Source organism: Chroococcidiopsis sp. [FACHB-1243] (assembly GCF_014696895.1).
Taxonomy (GTDB): Bacteria; Cyanobacteriota; Cyanobacteriia; order Cyanobacteriales; family Chroococcidiopsidaceae; genus Chroococcidiopsis.
In genome coordinates, this window is the sequence record NZ_JACJQX010000024.1 from 34,289 (window position 1) to 50,844 (window position 16,556).

18 protein-coding genes are annotated in these 16,556 nt (G+C 44.4%); 7 read left to right on the top strand and 11 right to left on the bottom strand.

The window, feature by feature from the left end; genetic code table 11:
• Positions 1-638 precede the first annotated feature (638 nt).
• The 4 genes from H6G17_RS18445 (at position 639) to H6G17_RS18460 (ending at position 4,401) form a co-directional block, all read left to right on the top strand.
• The gene (locus H6G17_RS18445) at positions 639-1,310 is read left to right on the top strand and encodes a DUF2834 domain-containing protein (RefSeq protein ID WP_192159705.1); all 672 of its coding nucleotides are present in this window, start codon (positions 639-641) and stop codon (positions 1,308-1,310) included.
• Positions 1,307-1,963, top strand: coding sequence for a hypothetical protein (locus H6G17_RS18450; RefSeq protein ID WP_192159598.1), 657 nt, complete (start codon positions 1,307-1,309; stop codon positions 1,961-1,963). The genes H6G17_RS18445 and H6G17_RS18450 overlap by 4 nt, the downstream gene beginning before the upstream one ends.
• A gap of 158 nt (positions 1,964-2,121) precedes the next feature.
• A complete protein-coding gene (locus H6G17_RS18455; protein ID WP_192159600.1) occupies positions 2,122-2,502 on the top strand; it encodes a hypothetical protein in 381 nt (126 codons plus the stop codon).
• A gap of 63 nt (positions 2,503-2,565) precedes the next feature.
• Positions 2,566-4,401, top strand: coding sequence for an ABC transporter ATP-binding protein (locus H6G17_RS18460; RefSeq protein ID WP_192159602.1), 1,836 nt, complete (start codon positions 2,566-2,568; stop codon positions 4,399-4,401).
• 4 nt (positions 4,402-4,405) lie between these two features.
• Here the strand turns inward: H6G17_RS18460 and H6G17_RS18465 are convergent, their stop codons facing one another.
• The 3 genes from H6G17_RS18465 to H6G17_RS18475 all read right to left on the bottom strand — a co-directional run bounded on the left by H6G17_RS18465 (position 4,406) and on the right by H6G17_RS18475 (position 7,785).
• Positions 4,406-4,879, bottom strand: a complete 474-nt coding sequence (locus H6G17_RS18465; RefSeq protein WP_192159604.1) for a hypothetical protein — start codon at positions 4,877-4,879, stop codon at positions 4,406-4,408.
• Complete coding sequence (locus H6G17_RS18470) at positions 4,873-5,520, bottom strand: ParA family protein (RefSeq protein ID WP_192159606.1); 648 nt, start codon at positions 5,518-5,520, stop codon at positions 4,873-4,875. The genes H6G17_RS18465 and H6G17_RS18470 overlap by 7 nt, the downstream gene beginning before the upstream one ends.
• Positions 5,521-5,772: 252 nt before the next feature.
• Entirely contained in the window at positions 5,773-7,785 is a 2,013-nt protein-coding gene (locus H6G17_RS18475) for a serine/threonine-protein kinase (protein ID WP_192159608.1), read from the bottom strand.
• Positions 7,786-8,220: 435 nt separating this feature from the next.
• Between H6G17_RS18475 and H6G17_RS34725 the strand changes: the two genes are divergently transcribed.
• Genes H6G17_RS34725 through H6G17_RS18490 form a run of 3 tightly spaced genes read left to right on the top strand, consistent with a single transcriptional unit; the run spans position 8,221 to position 9,125 of the window.
• Positions 8,221-8,466, top strand: a complete 246-nt coding sequence (locus H6G17_RS34725) for an ATP-grasp domain-containing protein (protein WP_347276450.1) — start codon at positions 8,221-8,223, stop codon at positions 8,464-8,466.
• Positions 8,467-8,524: 58 nt separating this feature from the next.
• Entirely contained in the window at positions 8,525-8,854 is a 330-nt protein-coding gene (locus tag H6G17_RS18485) for a flavoredoxin (RefSeq protein ID WP_192159610.1), read from the top strand.
• Positions 8,855-8,867: 13 nt separating this feature from the next.
• Positions 8,868-9,125, top strand: coding sequence for a hypothetical protein (locus H6G17_RS18490; protein WP_192159612.1), 258 nt, complete (start codon positions 8,868-8,870; stop codon positions 9,123-9,125).
• Positions 9,126-9,146: 21 nt separating this feature from the next.
• Here the strand turns inward: H6G17_RS18490 and H6G17_RS18495 are convergent, their stop codons facing one another.
• From H6G17_RS18495 to H6G17_RS18530, 8 genes are all read right to left on the bottom strand, one after another.
• Positions 9,147-10,067 (bottom strand): NAD(+) kinase, encoded by a 921-nt coding sequence (locus H6G17_RS18495; RefSeq protein ID WP_015154290.1) that lies wholly within the window; start codon positions 10,065-10,067, stop codon positions 9,147-9,149.
• Positions 10,068-10,071: 4 nt separating this feature from the next.
• The gene (nuoK, locus tag H6G17_RS18500) at positions 10,072-10,377 is read right to left on the bottom strand and encodes an NADH-quinone oxidoreductase subunit NuoK (RefSeq protein WP_015154291.1); all 306 of its coding nucleotides are present in this window, start codon (positions 10,375-10,377) and stop codon (positions 10,072-10,074) included.
• A gap of 28 nt (positions 10,378-10,405) precedes the next feature.
• On the bottom strand, positions 10,406-11,053 hold the full coding sequence (locus H6G17_RS18505; protein WP_192159614.1) for an NADH-quinone oxidoreductase subunit J: 648 nt from the start codon (positions 11,051-11,053) through the stop codon (positions 10,406-10,408).
• Between the two features lie 98 nt (positions 11,054-11,151).
• Positions 11,152-11,742: an NAD(P)H-quinone oxidoreductase subunit I gene (ndhI, locus tag H6G17_RS18510; protein WP_192159709.1), complete on the bottom strand. Its 591-nt coding sequence runs from the start codon at positions 11,740-11,742 to the stop codon at positions 11,152-11,154.
• 94 nt (positions 11,743-11,836) lie between these two features.
• Positions 11,837-12,955 carry an NADH-quinone oxidoreductase subunit NuoH gene (gene nuoH / locus H6G17_RS18515; RefSeq protein ID WP_192159615.1) on the bottom strand — a complete coding sequence of 373 codons (1,119 nt, stop codon included), beginning with the start codon at positions 12,953-12,955 and terminating at the stop codon, positions 11,837-11,839.
• A gap of 306 nt (positions 12,956-13,261) precedes the next feature.
• Positions 13,262-14,401, bottom strand: a complete 1,140-nt coding sequence (locus H6G17_RS18520) for a citrate synthase (RefSeq protein ID WP_192159617.1) — start codon at positions 14,399-14,401, stop codon at positions 13,262-13,264.
• A gap of 91 nt (positions 14,402-14,492) precedes the next feature.
• Positions 14,493-15,029, bottom strand: coding sequence for a phosphohistidine phosphatase SixA (gene sixA, locus H6G17_RS18525; RefSeq protein WP_192159710.1), 537 nt, complete (start codon positions 15,027-15,029; stop codon positions 14,493-14,495).
• A 109-nt stretch (positions 15,030-15,138) separates the two neighbouring features.
• Positions 15,139-16,425, bottom strand: a complete 1,287-nt coding sequence (locus tag H6G17_RS18530) for a bifunctional oligoribonuclease/PAP phosphatase NrnA (protein ID WP_192159619.1) — start codon at positions 16,423-16,425, stop codon at positions 15,139-15,141.
• Positions 16,426-16,556: the final 131 nt, after the last annotated feature.

A 16,556-nucleotide genomic window follows, 5' to 3' on the forward strand; every position in this document is an offset into this window, starting at 1 on the left:
TATCAAACCCTAACTCTACTAAGCTTTTGCAGCTAAAGCATCACCATAGAGTCATGTTGCATTTGTTTAAGCAACCTTCTTAATTTGGCACTTTATGTTATGTCGCAGTGAGTCAACAACTCATGAGTGACTTAATCAATTATATCCATAAATAATTCTAATATGCGATTGTTAGAGTACGTTTCAAACGCTCTCTAGATAAATGAGCTGAAGGTGGGCGCTGCCTACCCCACGAGGAAAAATATAAATAATTCTAATGCGCGATCGCCAAAATATGCTCTAAATACTCTCTACATCACAAAGTTCAGTTTTATTAGTTAAATTGGGCATCCTAACTATAGTATGCGAAGGTAATTTGCCCCATAGAAAGGAAGTTACTAAACTATAGTTCAAGGAATATAAGTAATGATAAACATCCTCTATTTTCTCATGACTGGATTTTGGTTGTGGGCGCTTTGTGACTGCACGCATAACTGACAACTGATAAACAACTCCTCCTTTAGGTGTAAGTGAATAAAAGAGGGCAATTTTAAGATTTAAGAGAGCGAGTCGAGGATTCTATCTAAATATCTTGGGCGATCGCCACAATTAAAGTAGAGTTGTTATTTAGTTCTTTTACTCTACATACTTACCTTATGATGAGCAGAAAGATTGGATTTTGGTTGCTGTGGCTAGGATTTATTACTTACGCTTTCGGATTCGCGCCCCCCGACCAACCAAATACACTGGAGTTAATTACAAATCTTTCTACAGGCAAGTGGGCGGGAATTAATCCTCTAATTGTTTCCCTATTTAATTTGATGGGAGTTTTTCCACTAATTTACAGTTGCTTGCTGTTTATTGATGGTAGGGGGCAAAAGATTCCTGCTTGGATATTTGCGACTATATCAATGGGTGTAGGTGCATTTGCTTTATTGCCTTATTTGGCATTACGTCAGCCGAATCCAACGTTCCCAGGTCAAAAAAATCTATTTCTCAAGTTATTAGATGCACGGCTCACGGGTATTGTTCTGAGTATAGTTGCGATCGCGTTAGTTGCATACGGTTTGGGTAAAGGAGATTGGGCAGATTTTTTGCAGCAGTGGCAAACTAGCCGTTTTATTCATGTCATGAGTTTGGATTTTTGCTTACTGTGTGTTTTATTTCCTGCTTTATTAGGGGATGATATGGTACGCAGAGGCATGAATAATTCGGTGATTTTTTGGTTAACAGCGTTAATTCCTTTATTTGGCTCTTTAGGTTATTTGTGCGTGCATCCGCCTCTACCAGAGGATAGTTCGGCAGTAGCGAGTCAGCAAGTGGTGACATGAACAGAAAAATTGCTTTATGGACGATTTGGGCGGGTTTTCTCGTCTACGTGTTGTTTCTTGCCCCGCCGATTCACTGGCAAGAAACTTTGAATTTGTTGATGAAAATATTGACGTTCCAGTGGACAAGTGTAAACCCAGTTATCTTATCTTTGTTTGCTTTAATTGGCGTTTGCATTGCTCTCTACAGTTGCGTGCTTTTCTTTGATGGCAGAATGCAGAAGTTACCATTTTATCCTTTTGCGATCGCCTCTGTAGGCACGGGGGTCATTGGTTTAATCCCATACTTAGCTTTGCGAGAAGCAAATCAAGAGTTTACAGGGCAGAAAGATGCTTTTTTGCAGTTGTTAGACTCGCGCATTACAGGGTTGTTTCTGACTTTATTTACTCTTGCTTTACTTGGCTTTGGAATTATTTTTGGTGACTGGGGAAATTATCTTCAGCAATTTCTAAGCGATCGCTTTATCAATGGCATGAGTTTAGCATTTTGTCTATTTTGCTTGTTGTTCCCAACTGTATTGGGTGATGACATGGCACGGCGCGGTTATCTTAGCAATTCCCAACTGTTTTGGATGATAGCGCTAGTACCACTGCTGGGTCCATTAGCATACCTTTGCTGGCGACCTCCCATTAAGTCAGTGACCAGTGACCAGTGACCAGTTGTCAGGAACCGTAGGGATGGGTTTAGCAAACAAATAAACAGCTTCAAGGACAAATCTTCTCTCAAAACCCGCCCTTATGAGAGACAACAACCAACAACATATATAGTTCATGTGTACCATATAAGAAGTAGTTATCGGGAGAACGATTAGTTATGGCAGTGGCAGAATTGCGAAAGAATGGGATGATGGCGCATCTTCTGGATGCCCTAGACACAGGTGAGGATATCGGACACTACGGTAGGTTGGTGTTTGCGATGGTGGCGCGTCATTTTTTGAGTGAAGAAGAATTAATTAACTACCTGACTAAAGATAAAGACTGTAGTGAAACAGAAGCACGCAGCCTTTACCACCAGGTACAAGCCAAAGACTACAATCCGCCCAAACGGGAACGGATATTAGAATGGCAACAGCATCAAGATTTTTCGATCTGCCCCAATGCTGACGATCCTGATGCAGGCAACGTGTATAAGGATCTACAATTTCCAGAACACGTCTACGAACACATTTCAGAATATTACGAACATAAAAATTAGCGATCGCATCAGTAGGGGCGCACACCTGTGCGTCTCTACCACCAATAATTACCAACTCCAAAAATGCCAAAGCCACGAAACATCCTGCAAAGACTGCTGACACAATTGAAACAAGGATCGCAGGTGTTTCAGTATACAGGTAGAGCGGTAGGATTAGTTTGGCAGACAAGCCGCGCCCTAACCTTTGTTTTGGCGATTGTAACTGTGGTAGCGGGTTTACTCCCAGCCGCGATCGCCTATGTGGGTAAGTTAATTGTCGATGGTGTGGTTTTAGCCCATCAGTCGGGATTAGAACGCGATCGCCTGATTACACTAGGCTACTTGGGAATTGAAGCGATTTTAGTCGCATTACTCGCAGGAAGTCAGAGAGGATTGACTATATCTCAATCTCTGTTGCGAGTGTTGCTGGGACAAAAAGTCAATCTATTAATTTTGCAGAAGGCGTTAACTTTAGATCTCATCCATTTTGAAGATTCAGAATTTTACGACAAGATGACTAGAGCGAGAAGAGAAGCTTCTAGTCGTCCGTTGTCTTTAGTGAGTAGCACGTTTAGTATTGTCCAAAATGCGATTTCTCTTGTGACCTACGGTGGCTTGTTGTTACAGTTTTCTTTCTGGGCAGTCATAGTCTTGTTGTTGTCAGCCGTACCTGCATTTATTGCTGAGACGCGATTTGCTGGGCAAGCTTTTCGCCTATTTCGGTGGCGTGCGCCGGAAACAAGGGAACAGACTTATTTAGAAACTTTGATCGCTCGCGAAGACTTTGCTAAGGAAGTAAAGTTATACCAGTTGGGGGCGATGTTGTTAGAACGTTACCGTTCGATCTTTAATCGGCTGTATGGGGAAGATCGAGATTTAACTCTACGGCGTGGTGTGTGGGGATATTTATTAAGTTTGTTGAGTACGGCAGCGTTTTATCTTGCCTATGCTTGGATTGTTGTTGAAGCGATCGCCGGACGACTTTCGCTGGGTGATATGACGATGTATCTAATGGTCTTTCGCCAAGGACAAACGACTTTTTCTAGCACTTTAACTAGTATTGGCGGAATGTATGAAGATAATCTCTATTTATCTAATTTATACGAATTTTTAGAACAACCTATTTCTTTACCTAAAGGCAAAGCTACCCAAGGTTTAATACCTAGAGATGGCATTCGATTTGAAAATGTCTCCTTTATTTATCCTGGCAGTAATAAACTTGCTTTAAATAATGTTTCGTTTCGGATTCGAGCCGGAGAAAAATTAGCTATGGTTGGTGAAAATGGCTCTGGTAAAACGACCTTAATTAAGTTATTGACTCGATTATATAATCCAGATAAAGGGCGAATTTTACTTGACGGTTTAGACTTGCAAGCATGGGATTTAGGAGCTTTACAAAGACGTATTGGGGTAATATTTCAGGACTTTATTCGCTATCAATTTACCGTAGGTGAAAATATTGGTGTCGGTGATGTTACCCGCATTGAAGATAGAGATCTATGGCAAGTAGCAGCAGACAAGGGAATGGCGCTACCTTTAATCGAACAATTACCAGACAGCTTTCAAACGCAATTAGGTAAATGGTTTCGCGGCGGACAAGAATTATCGGGAGGACAGTGGCAAAAAATAGCTTTGTCTCGCGCTTTTATGCGGAATAAAGCAGATATTTTAGTTCTAGACGAACCCACAGCCGCTATGGATGCGGAAGCAGAATTTCAAATTTTTGAACGTTTGCGATCGCTAACTCAAAATCAGATGGCAATTCTGATCTCCCACCGCTTTTCTACTGTGAGAATGGCAGACAAAATCATGGTTTTATCTGGCGGAACAGTAGTAGAACAGGGAACTCACGAAGAATTATTGCAGGCGGGAGGACGCTATGCTCATTTGTTTCGCCTGCAAGCAGCGGGATATCAATAAAATATTAATCAAACCAACCAATATCTTTATCTGAAAATGCAGATGATGACATGTCAGGTAAAGCGTAGGATTGTACTGGTCTAGCTAAGGCAGAACTAACTGGTTTAGAGTTAGATTTAGAGTTTGTTTTGGAGCTAGATTTAGTGTTTGTTTCTGTCAGTTTCAAAATTGTTTCTTTGGCTTGGTCGAGTTCTGCTTGCAACTTTTCAACTTTTTCGACTAAAGCTTTTTGGTCTTGGAGTTGCGATCGCAAATCTTGATTCTCTGTTTCGGCTGCTTCGAGCGCTGCTTGTAATTCTTTCACTGTAGTTTCCAGTTCAGCTTTAGTAGGACTGCTACGGCGATGATTTGTGGTGTCGGATGTCTCTTCTGAAGTAGGTTCTTCCACAACAAGTTTTGCTTCTACCGTAATCTCCTGTGGTTCGCCAGATTTTTGCGCCTCTTCTTTCAATAAATCGGATAGATTTTTTCTCACCATAACTTCCTCCAATCCCTCTCCATTTCGTCGGCGACTTTACGGTAATCTAATTGTGCCTCTTTTGCGTGCTTTCCTCGCCACTGGACGATTGGCACGCCATCTAAAGCTGCTCGTTCGTGGGCTTTATAAGCGCGAATGACAGTCTTGCAAGCTGGGATACCAAGTTCTTTGAGGGTATTTTGAGCTGCTTGCGCGTCCGTCCAACTCCGAGGATCGACTCGCGTTAAAAGGACGCGATGGGCTACCCCTGATGGTACGACTGCACGTCTGACTGTCTCAACTAGGATAGCTAAATCCATCGGTGCTGGCGGTGTTGGTAACAATAAATAATCTGCTGCCGCGATCGCCGCTGTCAATGATTCCGAGTTGAGTGCTGGCGGCGTATCGACGACGACGAGTTCGTATTCGTCTACCCGCTTCAATTTGCCCAATAGTAAGGGATCGGTCTCCTGTACTAAATCGAAGCCCATTTTCTGTTCGCCGCGATCGACCCACCAAGATAAACTGCCTTGAACGTCAGCATCGACCGCTAAGACTTTGTAATGCTCGGCAAGAATTCCTGCCAAAGCCATACTTGTTGTGGTTTTACCCACGCCACCTTTACCATTCGCCACAACAATTATCTTGGGTTGCCGAGCCATTGCGCATCTTTCTAGGGACAAGAATAGATTACCAAATCCGCGTCCCTAAAATGTTTTAATTCACAGGGAGCAGTGACCAGTTATTCAGTGAAGAATGGGGTGTAGGGTGTGGGGTGTGGGAAGTGTGGGAAGTGTGGGAAGTGTGGGAGGACGCAAGGGAGAATTTTTTTCTCTCTTCTCCCCTTGTCTCCCTTGTCCTCCTTGTCTCCCTTGTCTCTCTTATTCACACTGCTCCCTGCTCCCTACTCCCGATTACGGCAATAGATGCCAAAGGGCGATTGTCTTGTCTGCACTACCACTAACTAGAGTCTGTCCGTCGCGGCTAAAAGCAACAGACCAAACCGGAGCTGAATGTCCTCTCAGGGTAGCTAGTGTCTCTCCTGTAGTCAAGTTCCATACTCGAATAGTCTTGTCATCGCTGCCCGTAGCAATTTTTTGACCGTCTGGGCTGAAAGTGACAAAATTGACATCAGCTGAATGTCCCATCAAGGTGCGTATTTCTCGTCCCGTGTTGGGATTCCAAATTTTGATCGAGCGATCGTCACTGACGCTCGCCAGTTCTTGACCAGTCGGACTAAAGGCGAGGGAGTTAACATCGCCTGTATGCCCTCTGAGGGTGAAAATTTCCTGTCCTGTATTGAAATTCCAGATTTTGATCGTTCTATCTGTACTACTGCTGGCAAGCTTTAAACCATCTGGGCTAAGGGCAACGGACAAAACTTCAGCAGCATGACCCCTCAAAGTCCGAAGTTCCTCTCCTGTCTTGAAGTTCCAGATTTTAATTGTTTTGTCATAACTCCCACTAGCAATTTTTTGACCGTCTGGGCTAATGGCAACAGTAACAACATAGCTAGCATGACCCTTGAGGCTACGAAGTTCCCGTCCCGTATTCAAGTTCCAAACTTTAACTGTATTATCTTTACTGCCACTGACTAGAGTTTGACTATCTGGGCTAATGGCGGCAGAGTAAACCCAGTTGGTATGACCTTTAAGGGTGTTGAGTTCTCGGCGATCGCTAAAATTCCAAATTTTAATCGTTTTGTCGTCGCTACCACTAGCAAACTTCTGTCCGTCTGGACTGAAATCAATCGTATTAACTTCCCCAGTATGCCCTGCGATCGTGGAGATTCGATTGAGATACCAATAACCATATCCCAGCAATCCTAATAGCAGGATAACACCCCCTGCTAGCAGTCTCTTCTGCAACCGTTGGGGAGGAACAAGTGTGGGCGGCGGGTGAGTACGATCGCGCTTGAGTTGCAGTCGCTTTCCCTGACTCGAAGGCTGTCCTATAGGGTTAGAATCTGCCTTGATGCTACCAATTTCGCTTGATGGTAGTTGGGTTTCGATTGTCGCTGGGTCAACAGATAACTGGATGCGATCGCTGAAGTCTCGCATAACTTCATCTGCATGTTGGTAGCGCTGGAGAAAGTCCTTTTGCAGCAGCTTGTCTAGGACTCGCTCTAGTTTTTGACTAATTGGCGTTTTGAGATATTGTCGCCAGTCTGTCACCCAGCTGTAGCCTTTTTCTGTCCACAGTTGAGATGGATGGATCTGGGTTAGTAGATAAAAGCAAGTTACGCCTAAACTGTAGAGATCGCTAGCTGGATAGGCATCCCCAATATTCATTTGTTCTAGGGAAGCGTAGCCAAAGGAACCGATGCTCGTCCCTGGGCTGGCGATCGCCGTTGCTGATAATTGCTTGGAAACGCCAAAATCGATCAGAACTGGTTTACCGTCACTCTGACGGCGAATAATATTTTCTGGCTTGAGATCCCGATGAATCACATGATGGGCGTGGATAAACTGGAGAACTGGCAATAAGTCACTCAACAGTTGCCAAATTTTTTCTTCGCTAAATATCCCTTGTTGCTCTACTTCCTGCTGTAAAGTTTGCCCTACAATCAACTGCTGTACCAGATACAGGTAGTTATCCTGTTCAAAGTAGGCGTATAACGCCGGAATCTGCGGATGTTCCCCTAACTGTTGTAGGCGCTGTGCCTCTTCCTGAAACAGCTCATTTGCCTTTTGCCAAGCTTTGGTTCCTGGAAATTGCGATACCAATTGCTTGACAACACACGGTTCATTTAGCTTGTCTGTATCCTCTGCCAAAAAAGTTCTACCAAACCCGCCGCTTCCTAGCTGGCGGACGATCTGATAGCGATAGCGCAGCAGCGGCTGAATTTCTTTGCCGCAACTGTGGCAGAAGGGCGTTCCTTTGGGATTCAAAGGCTTCTGGCAACTAGGGTTGAGGCAATAACTCATAATCAGCCGTTAACCAACCGTTGGGTATTATGATAAGTCGTTTCCATAACTTATTTATACCGCTTATTGAAACCGCTCTCAGCAGAGCGATCGCCCTTGCAGCTCGAAAGCCTTTTTCGTCATGCTCGATTCAGCGCTAATTTTCACCTATTTTCATTTTATTGAATTTATACTGATTTATCCTGTTGAATAAAATGTCAGTTTGGATATGTTAACATTTCTTTTTCCTAGCGATTATTTTAATCCGAAACAGATCGATGAAGCCTATCTTGCTCAAGCTGTATGTTTGCAAAATGCGGGTTTTGCTACTTCTGCGACCTCATTAGAATCGTTGGCAACTAATTCGTCAAATATCCTATAATTGCCGATTTAACTCCAGAAACGAAGTTTCACTCACTTGATTACCATATAGCAAGTGAGTTAGTTGAAGATTTTATATCGGATTCCGAGCGGCGCTACTTTGTTATTAATAGTAGAGCGTTTGTAGCCAATTCAGACGAAAAAATTCCAACTATTGTAGAAGAATGTGCGAAAAGAATTATCAGTAAGTTTTTCTCTGTAGATGTAGTGGAACGTAGTGACGGAGTTAAGCGAATTGTTGAAATTGGAGATGGGCAAGTTTCAGATCTAGTTGGATGGACATCTGAACGTTTTGCTGAGATTTGGTTAGGCGAATGCTAGTATTTCAATTGATTGCTATTTGAGTGTAGCAGTACCCTTATTGTTAATATAGCTACTTGTGAAACGCATTCCAGATGAAGCATTAGTTGTAAGAGGCGGTAGAAATCGCCCAGAAGATATTCGACGGGGAATTGGAACGCATCCCAGTGGTGTATCAGGTATTTCTGTAGAATGTGCAGTAGGATTATTAGTAGAGGAATTGGCAGCAACTATTCCTCACGGACAGATTGGCGTGACAATGGTAGGAAAGGTTCGGCTAGCTGGTGGCGATGTTGTTCGTACATCTGGACGTAGTTCTAATCATGCAACTTTGACTGGCTTAACACCAGAGCAAATTAGCAAATTATTAACTCCGACGTTTCCAAATCCTGCTAAACTATCATCCTAAATGAAGACGATCTATGAGCTACCCTAGAATTTTCGTTGACTTCCACAACGCGGATGAGAAAGGTCGTTTGCGGTTGAATTGTATTGGCACAATTGAAGATTTACATCGCCAGCAGATTGAATTAAGAAATGGGCAGCAACTCACGCTTTATAGTGAAGAGTTAGAAACTGATGGAGTCGTGCAATTTTCTAATGAAGAAAAAGTATGGGTTGCGTCAATCTCTTGGGAGCAAATTCGAGAATTAGAAGCAGCAAACTATGTAAATGATTAATTAACAATTGCCATTCGAGTCTCAATTGCGGTGATTATTAGTATATTGAATTCTCGCTCCCGCCCACTGCAATTTCTCGCGTAAAGTTTGGTAATAAGAATAATTTTCTCGCAAAATAATGAATTTAGCGTCGCAATCTGCCATCTGAATATCAACTCGCTGTCCGGGCCAAATTGCAGTTGCTAAAACACTATCCATCCATAATTTAGTATTCAGTTCATAGTCGCCTAAAGCCCACACGCTGACGACGGAACCAGGTGGTAAAACAATCGGTCGGCTGGAAAGGCTCATCGGACAGATGGGAGTCACGGTAATCGCTTTCATCCCGTCATGAACGATCGGTCCATTGGCGGAAATGGTGTAGCCTGTGGAACCAGTGGGAGTCGCAATAATTAACCCATCACCCTGATATTGATCGACCACTTCCCCATCAATTTCCATTTCTAGAATCGAGGTGATCGAGCGGTCAGCAGATGCGGGTTTTATACACATTTCATTTAATGCTAAAAAGCGATCGCTCACTCTTTCTATCTGCGAGCGATTGCCTTCATAAAGTCCCGCTTGTAACATCATCCGCCGCTGAACCGCGTATCTATCCTCCAACAGGCGATCCCAGACTTGTTCTGAATCTTTAAAACTCTCAAATGACTCGGTTAAAAAACCTAAATTTCCACCCACATTGACAGCTAAAATAGGGATTCCCTCAGCAGCTAAGTGCCTTGCAGCTGTGAGTACCGTGCCATCGCCTCCTAGAACTATCGCTAGGTCGATTGGTGCAACTGCTGAGGCGAGAAATACTGGATAAGGATTGTCTTTGGGACCGCTCGGACCCATCAGTATTCTACAGCCACGGTCTTCTAACTGCTGGGCGCAAATTTCTGCCCAGCGGCGACTGAGGGAATCTCCTGCTTTATGAGCGATGATGACTTGCTTTAACTGCACTCAACTACCACTTTAGTAGATTGAATTGCTCCATATCGATTGTGTCGCGGTTACGGTAAATCGCTAACACAATTGCTAATCCTACAGCTGCTTCAGCCGCAGCGACGGTAATGACAAATACAGTAAAAACCTGACCCTTGATTGCTTGTGAATCTAAAAAGTTTGAAAATGCCATCAAGTTTAAATTTACGGCATTGAGTAACAATTCAATTGACATCAAGACGCGGATGGCATTGCGACTGGTAATCAAGCCGTAGATCCCAATACAAAATAGGGCGGCGGCGAGAATGAGAAAGTACTGGAGTTGCATTTATTTCTTGGCTTGCGAGTATCTAAATCTAAGAGTTGCCTTTGGCTTGCTTGTCTTTACTTAAATTGCTGGTGCGATCGCCCGACACGGTAATAAGTTCGCGCGGACGTTCTGGCAATGTCAATACGGGTTGTTCTTGACGAGGCGAAATTGTTTGTTCTGGCAAAAATTCCCGCCGCGCTAATATAATTGCCCCTACCATTGCCATTAATAACAAAACTGAAGCCAGTTCAAACGGTAGCAAGAAGTCGCTGAAGAAATGTTGTCCAATCGAGACGATGGAATTATTACCAGGTGTCACGCCAGTAGAATATACCCAAGGCGTTGCCAGCACCATCGTACTTAACAGCGCGAATAATCCCAAACTGACGATCGCAGTTAATGTCGGGCGTACCCAAGCATTCCGCAGCGGGGCGAAATCCTCGCGCTTATTCACCAACATAATCGCGAATAGGATCAGTACGTTCACCGCTCCGACGTAAATCAGCACCTGAGCCGTGGCGACAAAATCAGCATTCAGCAACAAGTACATTCCCGCAATACTGATAAATACCCCTGCTAATAAAAAAGCAGAGTAGACGATATTGGACAGCAGCACCACTCCCAAGGCTGCCCCAATCATCATCGCTGCTAAGATGCCAAACGAAACAATCTGTACCCCTTGTGCTATGTTCACAACTCTTTATCCTTTGTCATTTGTCACTTGTCATTTGTCATTTGTCATTTGTCATTTGTCTTTACGAATGACGAATGACGAATGACAGATGAGCAATTCTACTGAGCAGTCTGTTCTTCTTGCTTGACAATTTCTTCTGGTAGCATACCAGCTCGTTTGGCATCTGCTGGTAGATTGTGCGGTTCGAGTACGCCTTTGGGCAAGTAAACGAGTTCTCGCAGTGGCGTGACCATCGGATCTTGGGTAACTTTATACGGTAAGCGACCTAGAGCTACGTTATCGTAGTTGAGTTCGTGGCGATCGTAAGTACAGAGGTCGTATTCTTCTGTCATGGATAGACAGTTTGTCGGGCAGTATTCCACGCAGTTACCACAGAAAATACAAACACCAAAATCAATACTGTAGTGGTTGAGTTTTTTCTTTTTCGATGGTTTGTCAAATTCCCAATCGACGACAGGTAGGTTAATCGGACAAACACGAACGCACACTTCACAAGCAATACACTTATCAAATTCAAAGTGAATTCTGCCGCGAAAGCGTTCCGAGGGAATCAGTCTTTCGTAGGGGTACTGGACTGTAATCGGTCGCCGTTGCATGTGGTCGAAGGTTACTGCTAACCCTTGACCGATATAGCGAGCTGCTTGAACTGATTCTTTGGCATAATCGCCAATTTGCTTGAGAAATTTCAACATGGTACTGTGGTGTTTCTCTCTTTTAAGGTCATAGGCAATTGGTAATTGGTAGTTGGTAATTGGTAGCCGATCGCCAATTACCCATTACCCATTACCCGCCGAAGGCAAAGGGAAAAGCTAACTTCAGCGCTGCGGTCAAAAGTAAATTAACTAGACTTACAGGCAGCAAAAACTTCCATCCTAAGTCTAATAGCTGGTCGATCCTGACTCTAGGTACTGTCCAGCGCAGTAGGATGGCAATAAAGACGAGGAAATAAGCTTTGAGTAGCGTCATAGTGATGCCTAAAGATGCATCGACGACTTGCAACCAAGAACTATCTCTGCTCACTCCCACCCAGCCAGCGAGAATATCGAGGGGAATGGGAAATTCCCAACCACCGAGGTATAAAACGGCTACCATCAGGGCAGAAAGGACGAGGTTAACATAGGAACCCAAGTAGAACAAACCGAATTTCATGCCAGCGTATTCGGTTTGATATCCCGCCACCAGTTCTTCTTCTGCTTCTGGTAAGTCAAAGGGCATCCGTTCGCATTCTGCTAAAGCTGCAATCCAGAAAATGACAAAACCAAGCGGCTGTCGCCATACGTTCCAGCCTAAAATGCCGTAGCCCGATTGCTGTTCCACAATGTCGATGGTGCTAAGGCTGTTAGACATCATAACAACCGCCAGCACTGATAGGGCAAGGGGAACTTCGTAGCTAATTGACTGCGCTGCTGCTCGTAAGCCTCCGAGTAGGGAGTATTTATTATTGGACGAATAGCCAGCCATCAGCAAACCAATCGGCTGAATGCTCGACAATGAAATCCATAAGAAAACTCCCATCCCTACATTAGTAATTACCAAGTTCTGTCCGAACGGCACGATTAAATAAGACAGAAACACGGGAATGACAACAATGATGGGTCCGAGGGTAAATAGTAGCGAATCTGATTTGGCTGGAACCACATCTTCCTTGAAGACTAGTTTCAAACCGTCAGCTACAGGAGCTAGTAAACCAAATGGACCGATATATTCAGGACCAATTCGCTGTTGCGCGGCAGCAGAAATTTTCCGCTCCAACCATACGCATACCAACACCCCCACTGTCGAGCCAATAATCATTAAAATCATCGGCAGTGGCATCCATATGACTTTGGCTGCATCCGCAGGTAGTCCCAAATCCATTAGGGTTTCAATAAAAGTACCTTGCAGGTCTATTCCTGAATTCATGCTTTGCACTTGGTAAGAAGTAAGCAGTGAGTAGGGAGTAGGGAGTAGTGAGTAGTGCAAACACTAAACTCATTCCTCACTCTTTACTCCTCTTCATGAAGATTTTTTTAACATTCCACTGCCTAGTATATCGTTCGCTGGCTCACAGCAAAGCAGAGTACTTGAGAAGTTGTACTTATACTTGTATTCGAGGTTTGTCTATAGTTGGGTAATTGGTGAGTGGATAGTGGCTGGTGGCTGGTGGCTAGCAGAGTCAGCTTTTTATGTCTACTCACCAGTCACTAGCCGCTAGTCACTCCTCACGACTCACTGTCTCAAATGAACTGGAGTATAGGAGACATCGTGATGACCGTTGTAGACTTGGGTGGGGCGATAAATACGGTTTTGGACGAGCTGTTCTTTCCAGTGAGCTAGCCAACCTGCTACGCGGGCGATCGCAAATACGGGCGTAAATAAGTCCGTAGGGATACCCATCTTTCTATATACCAAGCCAGAGTAAAAGTCAACGTTAGGATAGATGCCTTTCCCGCCCAGTTTTTCTGCTACGGCATGTTCTAACTCTACGGCGATGTCATAGTATTTGTCGTAGCCGAATTTTTCAAATAACTGCTCTGCCAATTTTTGTAAAATGGTTGCTCGCGGGTCTTTCACCTTGTAGACTCGATGACCGAAGCCCATGATCTTAGCTTTGCGCTGCATACAGTCCTCTAAGTAAGGACGGACATTTTCTACCGAGCCAATTTCTTCTAGCATCGTAATCACTTCCTCATTGGCTCCTCCATGTAGCGGTCCGCCGAGAGTGCCAACTGCTGACGCGACTACAGCGTAAGGATCGGTTAGCGTCGAAGCCGTTACCCGTGCCGAAAACGTGGAAGCGTTCATCGTATGTTCGGCATGGAGAATTAAGCAAACATCAAAGATCCGTGCAGCTAATGGGTCTGGTTCCCGTTCGTTGAGCATGTAGAGAAAGTTTGCGGAGTAATCCAAGCCGTCATGGGGACGCACGGGGTCGTTGCCATTCCGCATCAACTGAAACGCTGCAATCATCGTCGGTACTGTTGCTAGTAGCCGCACGACGGCATCTCTGACGTATACGGGGTTCTCTAAGTCGCGTTTAGAATAGAATAAGCCTAATGCCGCTGCTGAGGCTTGTAGTGCATCCATCGGATGACCGCTTTCAGGAAAGCTTTTCATCATATCCCGAATGCGATACTTAATTCGCCGATGATGCCTCACTTCATGCTCGAATTCCTCTAACTCTTGCTGAGTTGGAAGTTCGTCCCAAATTAAGAGGTAGGCAGTTTCTAAAAAGTTACTTTTTTCGGCTAACTCTTCGATGCGGATGCCGCGATACTCCAGTATCCCTTGTTGTCCGTTGACAAAGCTGATACCGGATTGGGCGGCAGGGATGCCTTCTAGACCTGGTCTAAATTCGCAAACGGACATAGCTACACTGGCTGCATAGAAAAGACAATACTCAAGCTAACTTACCAAAAACTTGCCTTGTGTAGTTAGTTTTACCAGAATTATATGCTATCTAGAGTAGAAACTTTGGTGGAGCTAGCCAAAACAGTTGACTTAGACCCATAGGAGAATTGACTTTTGGTAAGTTAATACCAATGATACCTGCTTTTTTCAGAACTAGGGCAGCAGAGTCATCATCCAGAGAATTTTCAGCAAATGCTGACTCTTGTTTGAGTTTTCCCCAAATCAGCATTTCTGCCCATTGTCCCAAATCTGGTTCGTGACCGACTAAAGCTAGTTGAGTATCAGTAGCCAGCATTTGCTTTTGTTCTAGCCAGCTCAACCACAGACGAAAATCTCCTTCTGGAGATAGATAGCTAGATTCTTCAATTTGAGAACTCAATCCACAAGTTTTCAAAATTTCTGCCGTTTGCCTTGCTCTAGCGAGAGGACTGGTCAAAATTAGCTCAAATCGCAAGCCGAGTTCGTAGAGGCGTTTTGCTACTTGTTGGGTTTTTTCCCGCCCTTTAGCTGTCAATTCCCGTTTTTCATCCTCCACATCGGGACTTCTTTCTTCAGCAATACCGTGACGGATTAAATACAATTCCATAATTTGGTAATTGGTAATTGGTAGTTGTTGGCTGTTGGTAGCGTTGAGCAATTGGCGATATTCTGTTAGCCGTGAACTAATTGCTTCCCCATTACCCATTACCCATTACCTATTCAGTCTGAATCGGACTATCTTGTGGGTTGACCAGTCGTTGAAGCTTCTGCTTGATTTGAGAGTCGAAGACTTCCCATTTCATTTTGGCGTACGCAGAAATTTCATTACTGCCAGATAAGAAGCCCATCGGAATTTCAAAGCCACCCGCGCCGCTACGTCCGCCGCCGAAGAAGCGTCCTTGATTGTCTTGTCCGAAAGCTTCTTTGAGAAATTCGTCGGGGTCTAGGGTAAGTTTGGTGGTACGTAGCGACCCAATGACAACTTCTAGTTCTTCATCTTCGTCGTGAACGATACCATAAACGACAGCCGTGTGGACGTTTTCCTCTGTGACTAAAAAGTCAGCTGCTTGAGGAATAGCATCGCGGTCGTCATAACGTAGGTATCCCACACCTGCAATAGAAAAGTTATTTTGAACTATACGATTTTTCAGCGATCGCTCGATCACATCCATCACCCGTTTGGAGCGATTGGTCTGCAATACGGCTTTGAGCAATTGATAATCGTAAAATCGACTCAAAAAGCCTGCTGCCTGAAAATCCTCTTCTTGTGCTTGCATCAAGCTGCTGGTGTCGGAACGCAAGCCGTGCATCAAGGCAGTGGCACATTTGACGTGTTGTCCGACGCTACTATCGAGTACCAGTAACCCTGTTTGCAAGTACTGGGTCAAAATTGTGGCTGTGGCGCGGACGTTGGGACGAATATCGGCAAACTCTGGCTTGAGTTCTCCTTGCAGGCTGTGATGGTCAATGACCGATATGAGTGGCAAACCTGCTTCTAAAACGAGCGAGAGCAGTTGACTTGTCGTCCCTTGATTGTCAACTAGCACGTAACCTTTATAACCAGATAAGTCTTTGCTTTTAGCTGTTTGAACTGGTAGGCGCTGCGCTGGTAGTCCCGTTAGTTTGACTAAAGCAATATTTTCTTGATGGCTCAAGGTTCCGGCATAAACGATGTCGCACTGCAAATCATATTGCTGCGCGATGAGTTGATACGCCCACGCCGACGAAAGAGCATCGGGGTCGGGGAAGTCTTGCAATAAGACTAAATGTCGTTCGTGCTGATGTCGCTCTAAAACTTGCCGTAATGCTTCCACTTTTGAGGTGGAGAAACCATTATTATTGCGTCCAACTGGTTGAGTTCCAGAATCGCCGGACAAGGGAGCGAGAGATGGTTCTTGGGTTGCGACCGCAGATCCCATATCTATCTCAACTTCTTCAACAGAAGACTCGCTATTGGAAGTGGAAGGCAGACTCTTAAGCTGCTTGAACGAGTTCAAGGGCATAAATACTATCGTATGCGTGTGAAGCGAAAATTGTGGTCAAAAATGTTACTATTACTCGATAAACTGTATCAGCCTCATCGCACAGTGACTGCAATTTTTTACTGCAATTATTTTAGGTATCAACAGTTATG

Excerpts from the sequence above, each read along its gene's own strand:
- sixA (WP_192159710.1), bottom strand. The coding sequence starts at position 15,029 with ATGGAATTGTATTTAATCCGTCACGGTATTGCTGAAGAAAGAAGTCCC.
- H6G17_RS18455 (WP_192159600.1), top strand. The coding sequence starts at position 2,122 with ATGGCAGTGGCAGAATTGCGAAAGAATGGGATGATGGCGCATCTTCTG.
- H6G17_RS18520 (WP_192159617.1), bottom strand. The coding sequence starts at position 14,401 with ATGTCCGTTTGCGAATTTAGACCAGGTCTAGAAGGCATCCCTGCCGCC.
- H6G17_RS18450 (WP_192159598.1), top strand. The coding sequence starts at position 1,307 with ATGAACAGAAAAATTGCTTTATGGACGATTTGGGCGGGTTTTCTCGTC.
- nuoH (WP_192159615.1), bottom strand. The coding sequence starts at position 12,955 with ATGAATTCAGGAATAGACCTGCAAGGTACTTTTATTGAAACCCTAATG.
- H6G17_RS18490 (WP_192159612.1), top strand. The coding sequence starts at position 8,868 with ATGAGCTACCCTAGAATTTTCGTTGACTTCCACAACGCGGATGAGAAA.
- nuoK (WP_015154291.1), bottom strand. The coding sequence starts at position 10,377 with ATGCAACTCCAGTACTTTCTCATTCTCGCCGCCGCCCTATTTTGTATT.
- H6G17_RS18530 (WP_192159619.1), bottom strand. The coding sequence starts at position 16,425 with ATGCCCTTGAACTCGTTCAAGCAGCTTAAGAGTCTGCCTTCCACTTCC.
- H6G17_RS18470 (WP_192159606.1), bottom strand. The coding sequence starts at position 5,520 with ATGGCTCGGCAACCCAAGATAATTGTTGTGGCGAATGGTAAAGGTGGC.
- H6G17_RS18445 (WP_192159705.1), top strand. The coding sequence starts at position 639 with ATGAGCAGAAAGATTGGATTTTGGTTGCTGTGGCTAGGATTTATTACT.
- H6G17_RS18460 (WP_192159602.1), top strand. The coding sequence starts at position 2,566 with ATGCCAAAGCCACGAAACATCCTGCAAAGACTGCTGACACAATTGAAA.
- H6G17_RS18475 (WP_192159608.1), bottom strand. The coding sequence starts at position 7,785 with ATGAGTTATTGCCTCAACCCTAGTTGCCAGAAGCCTTTGAATCCCAAA.
- H6G17_RS18465 (WP_192159604.1), bottom strand. The coding sequence starts at position 4,879 with ATGGTGAGAAAAAATCTATCCGATTTATTGAAAGAAGAGGCGCAAAAA.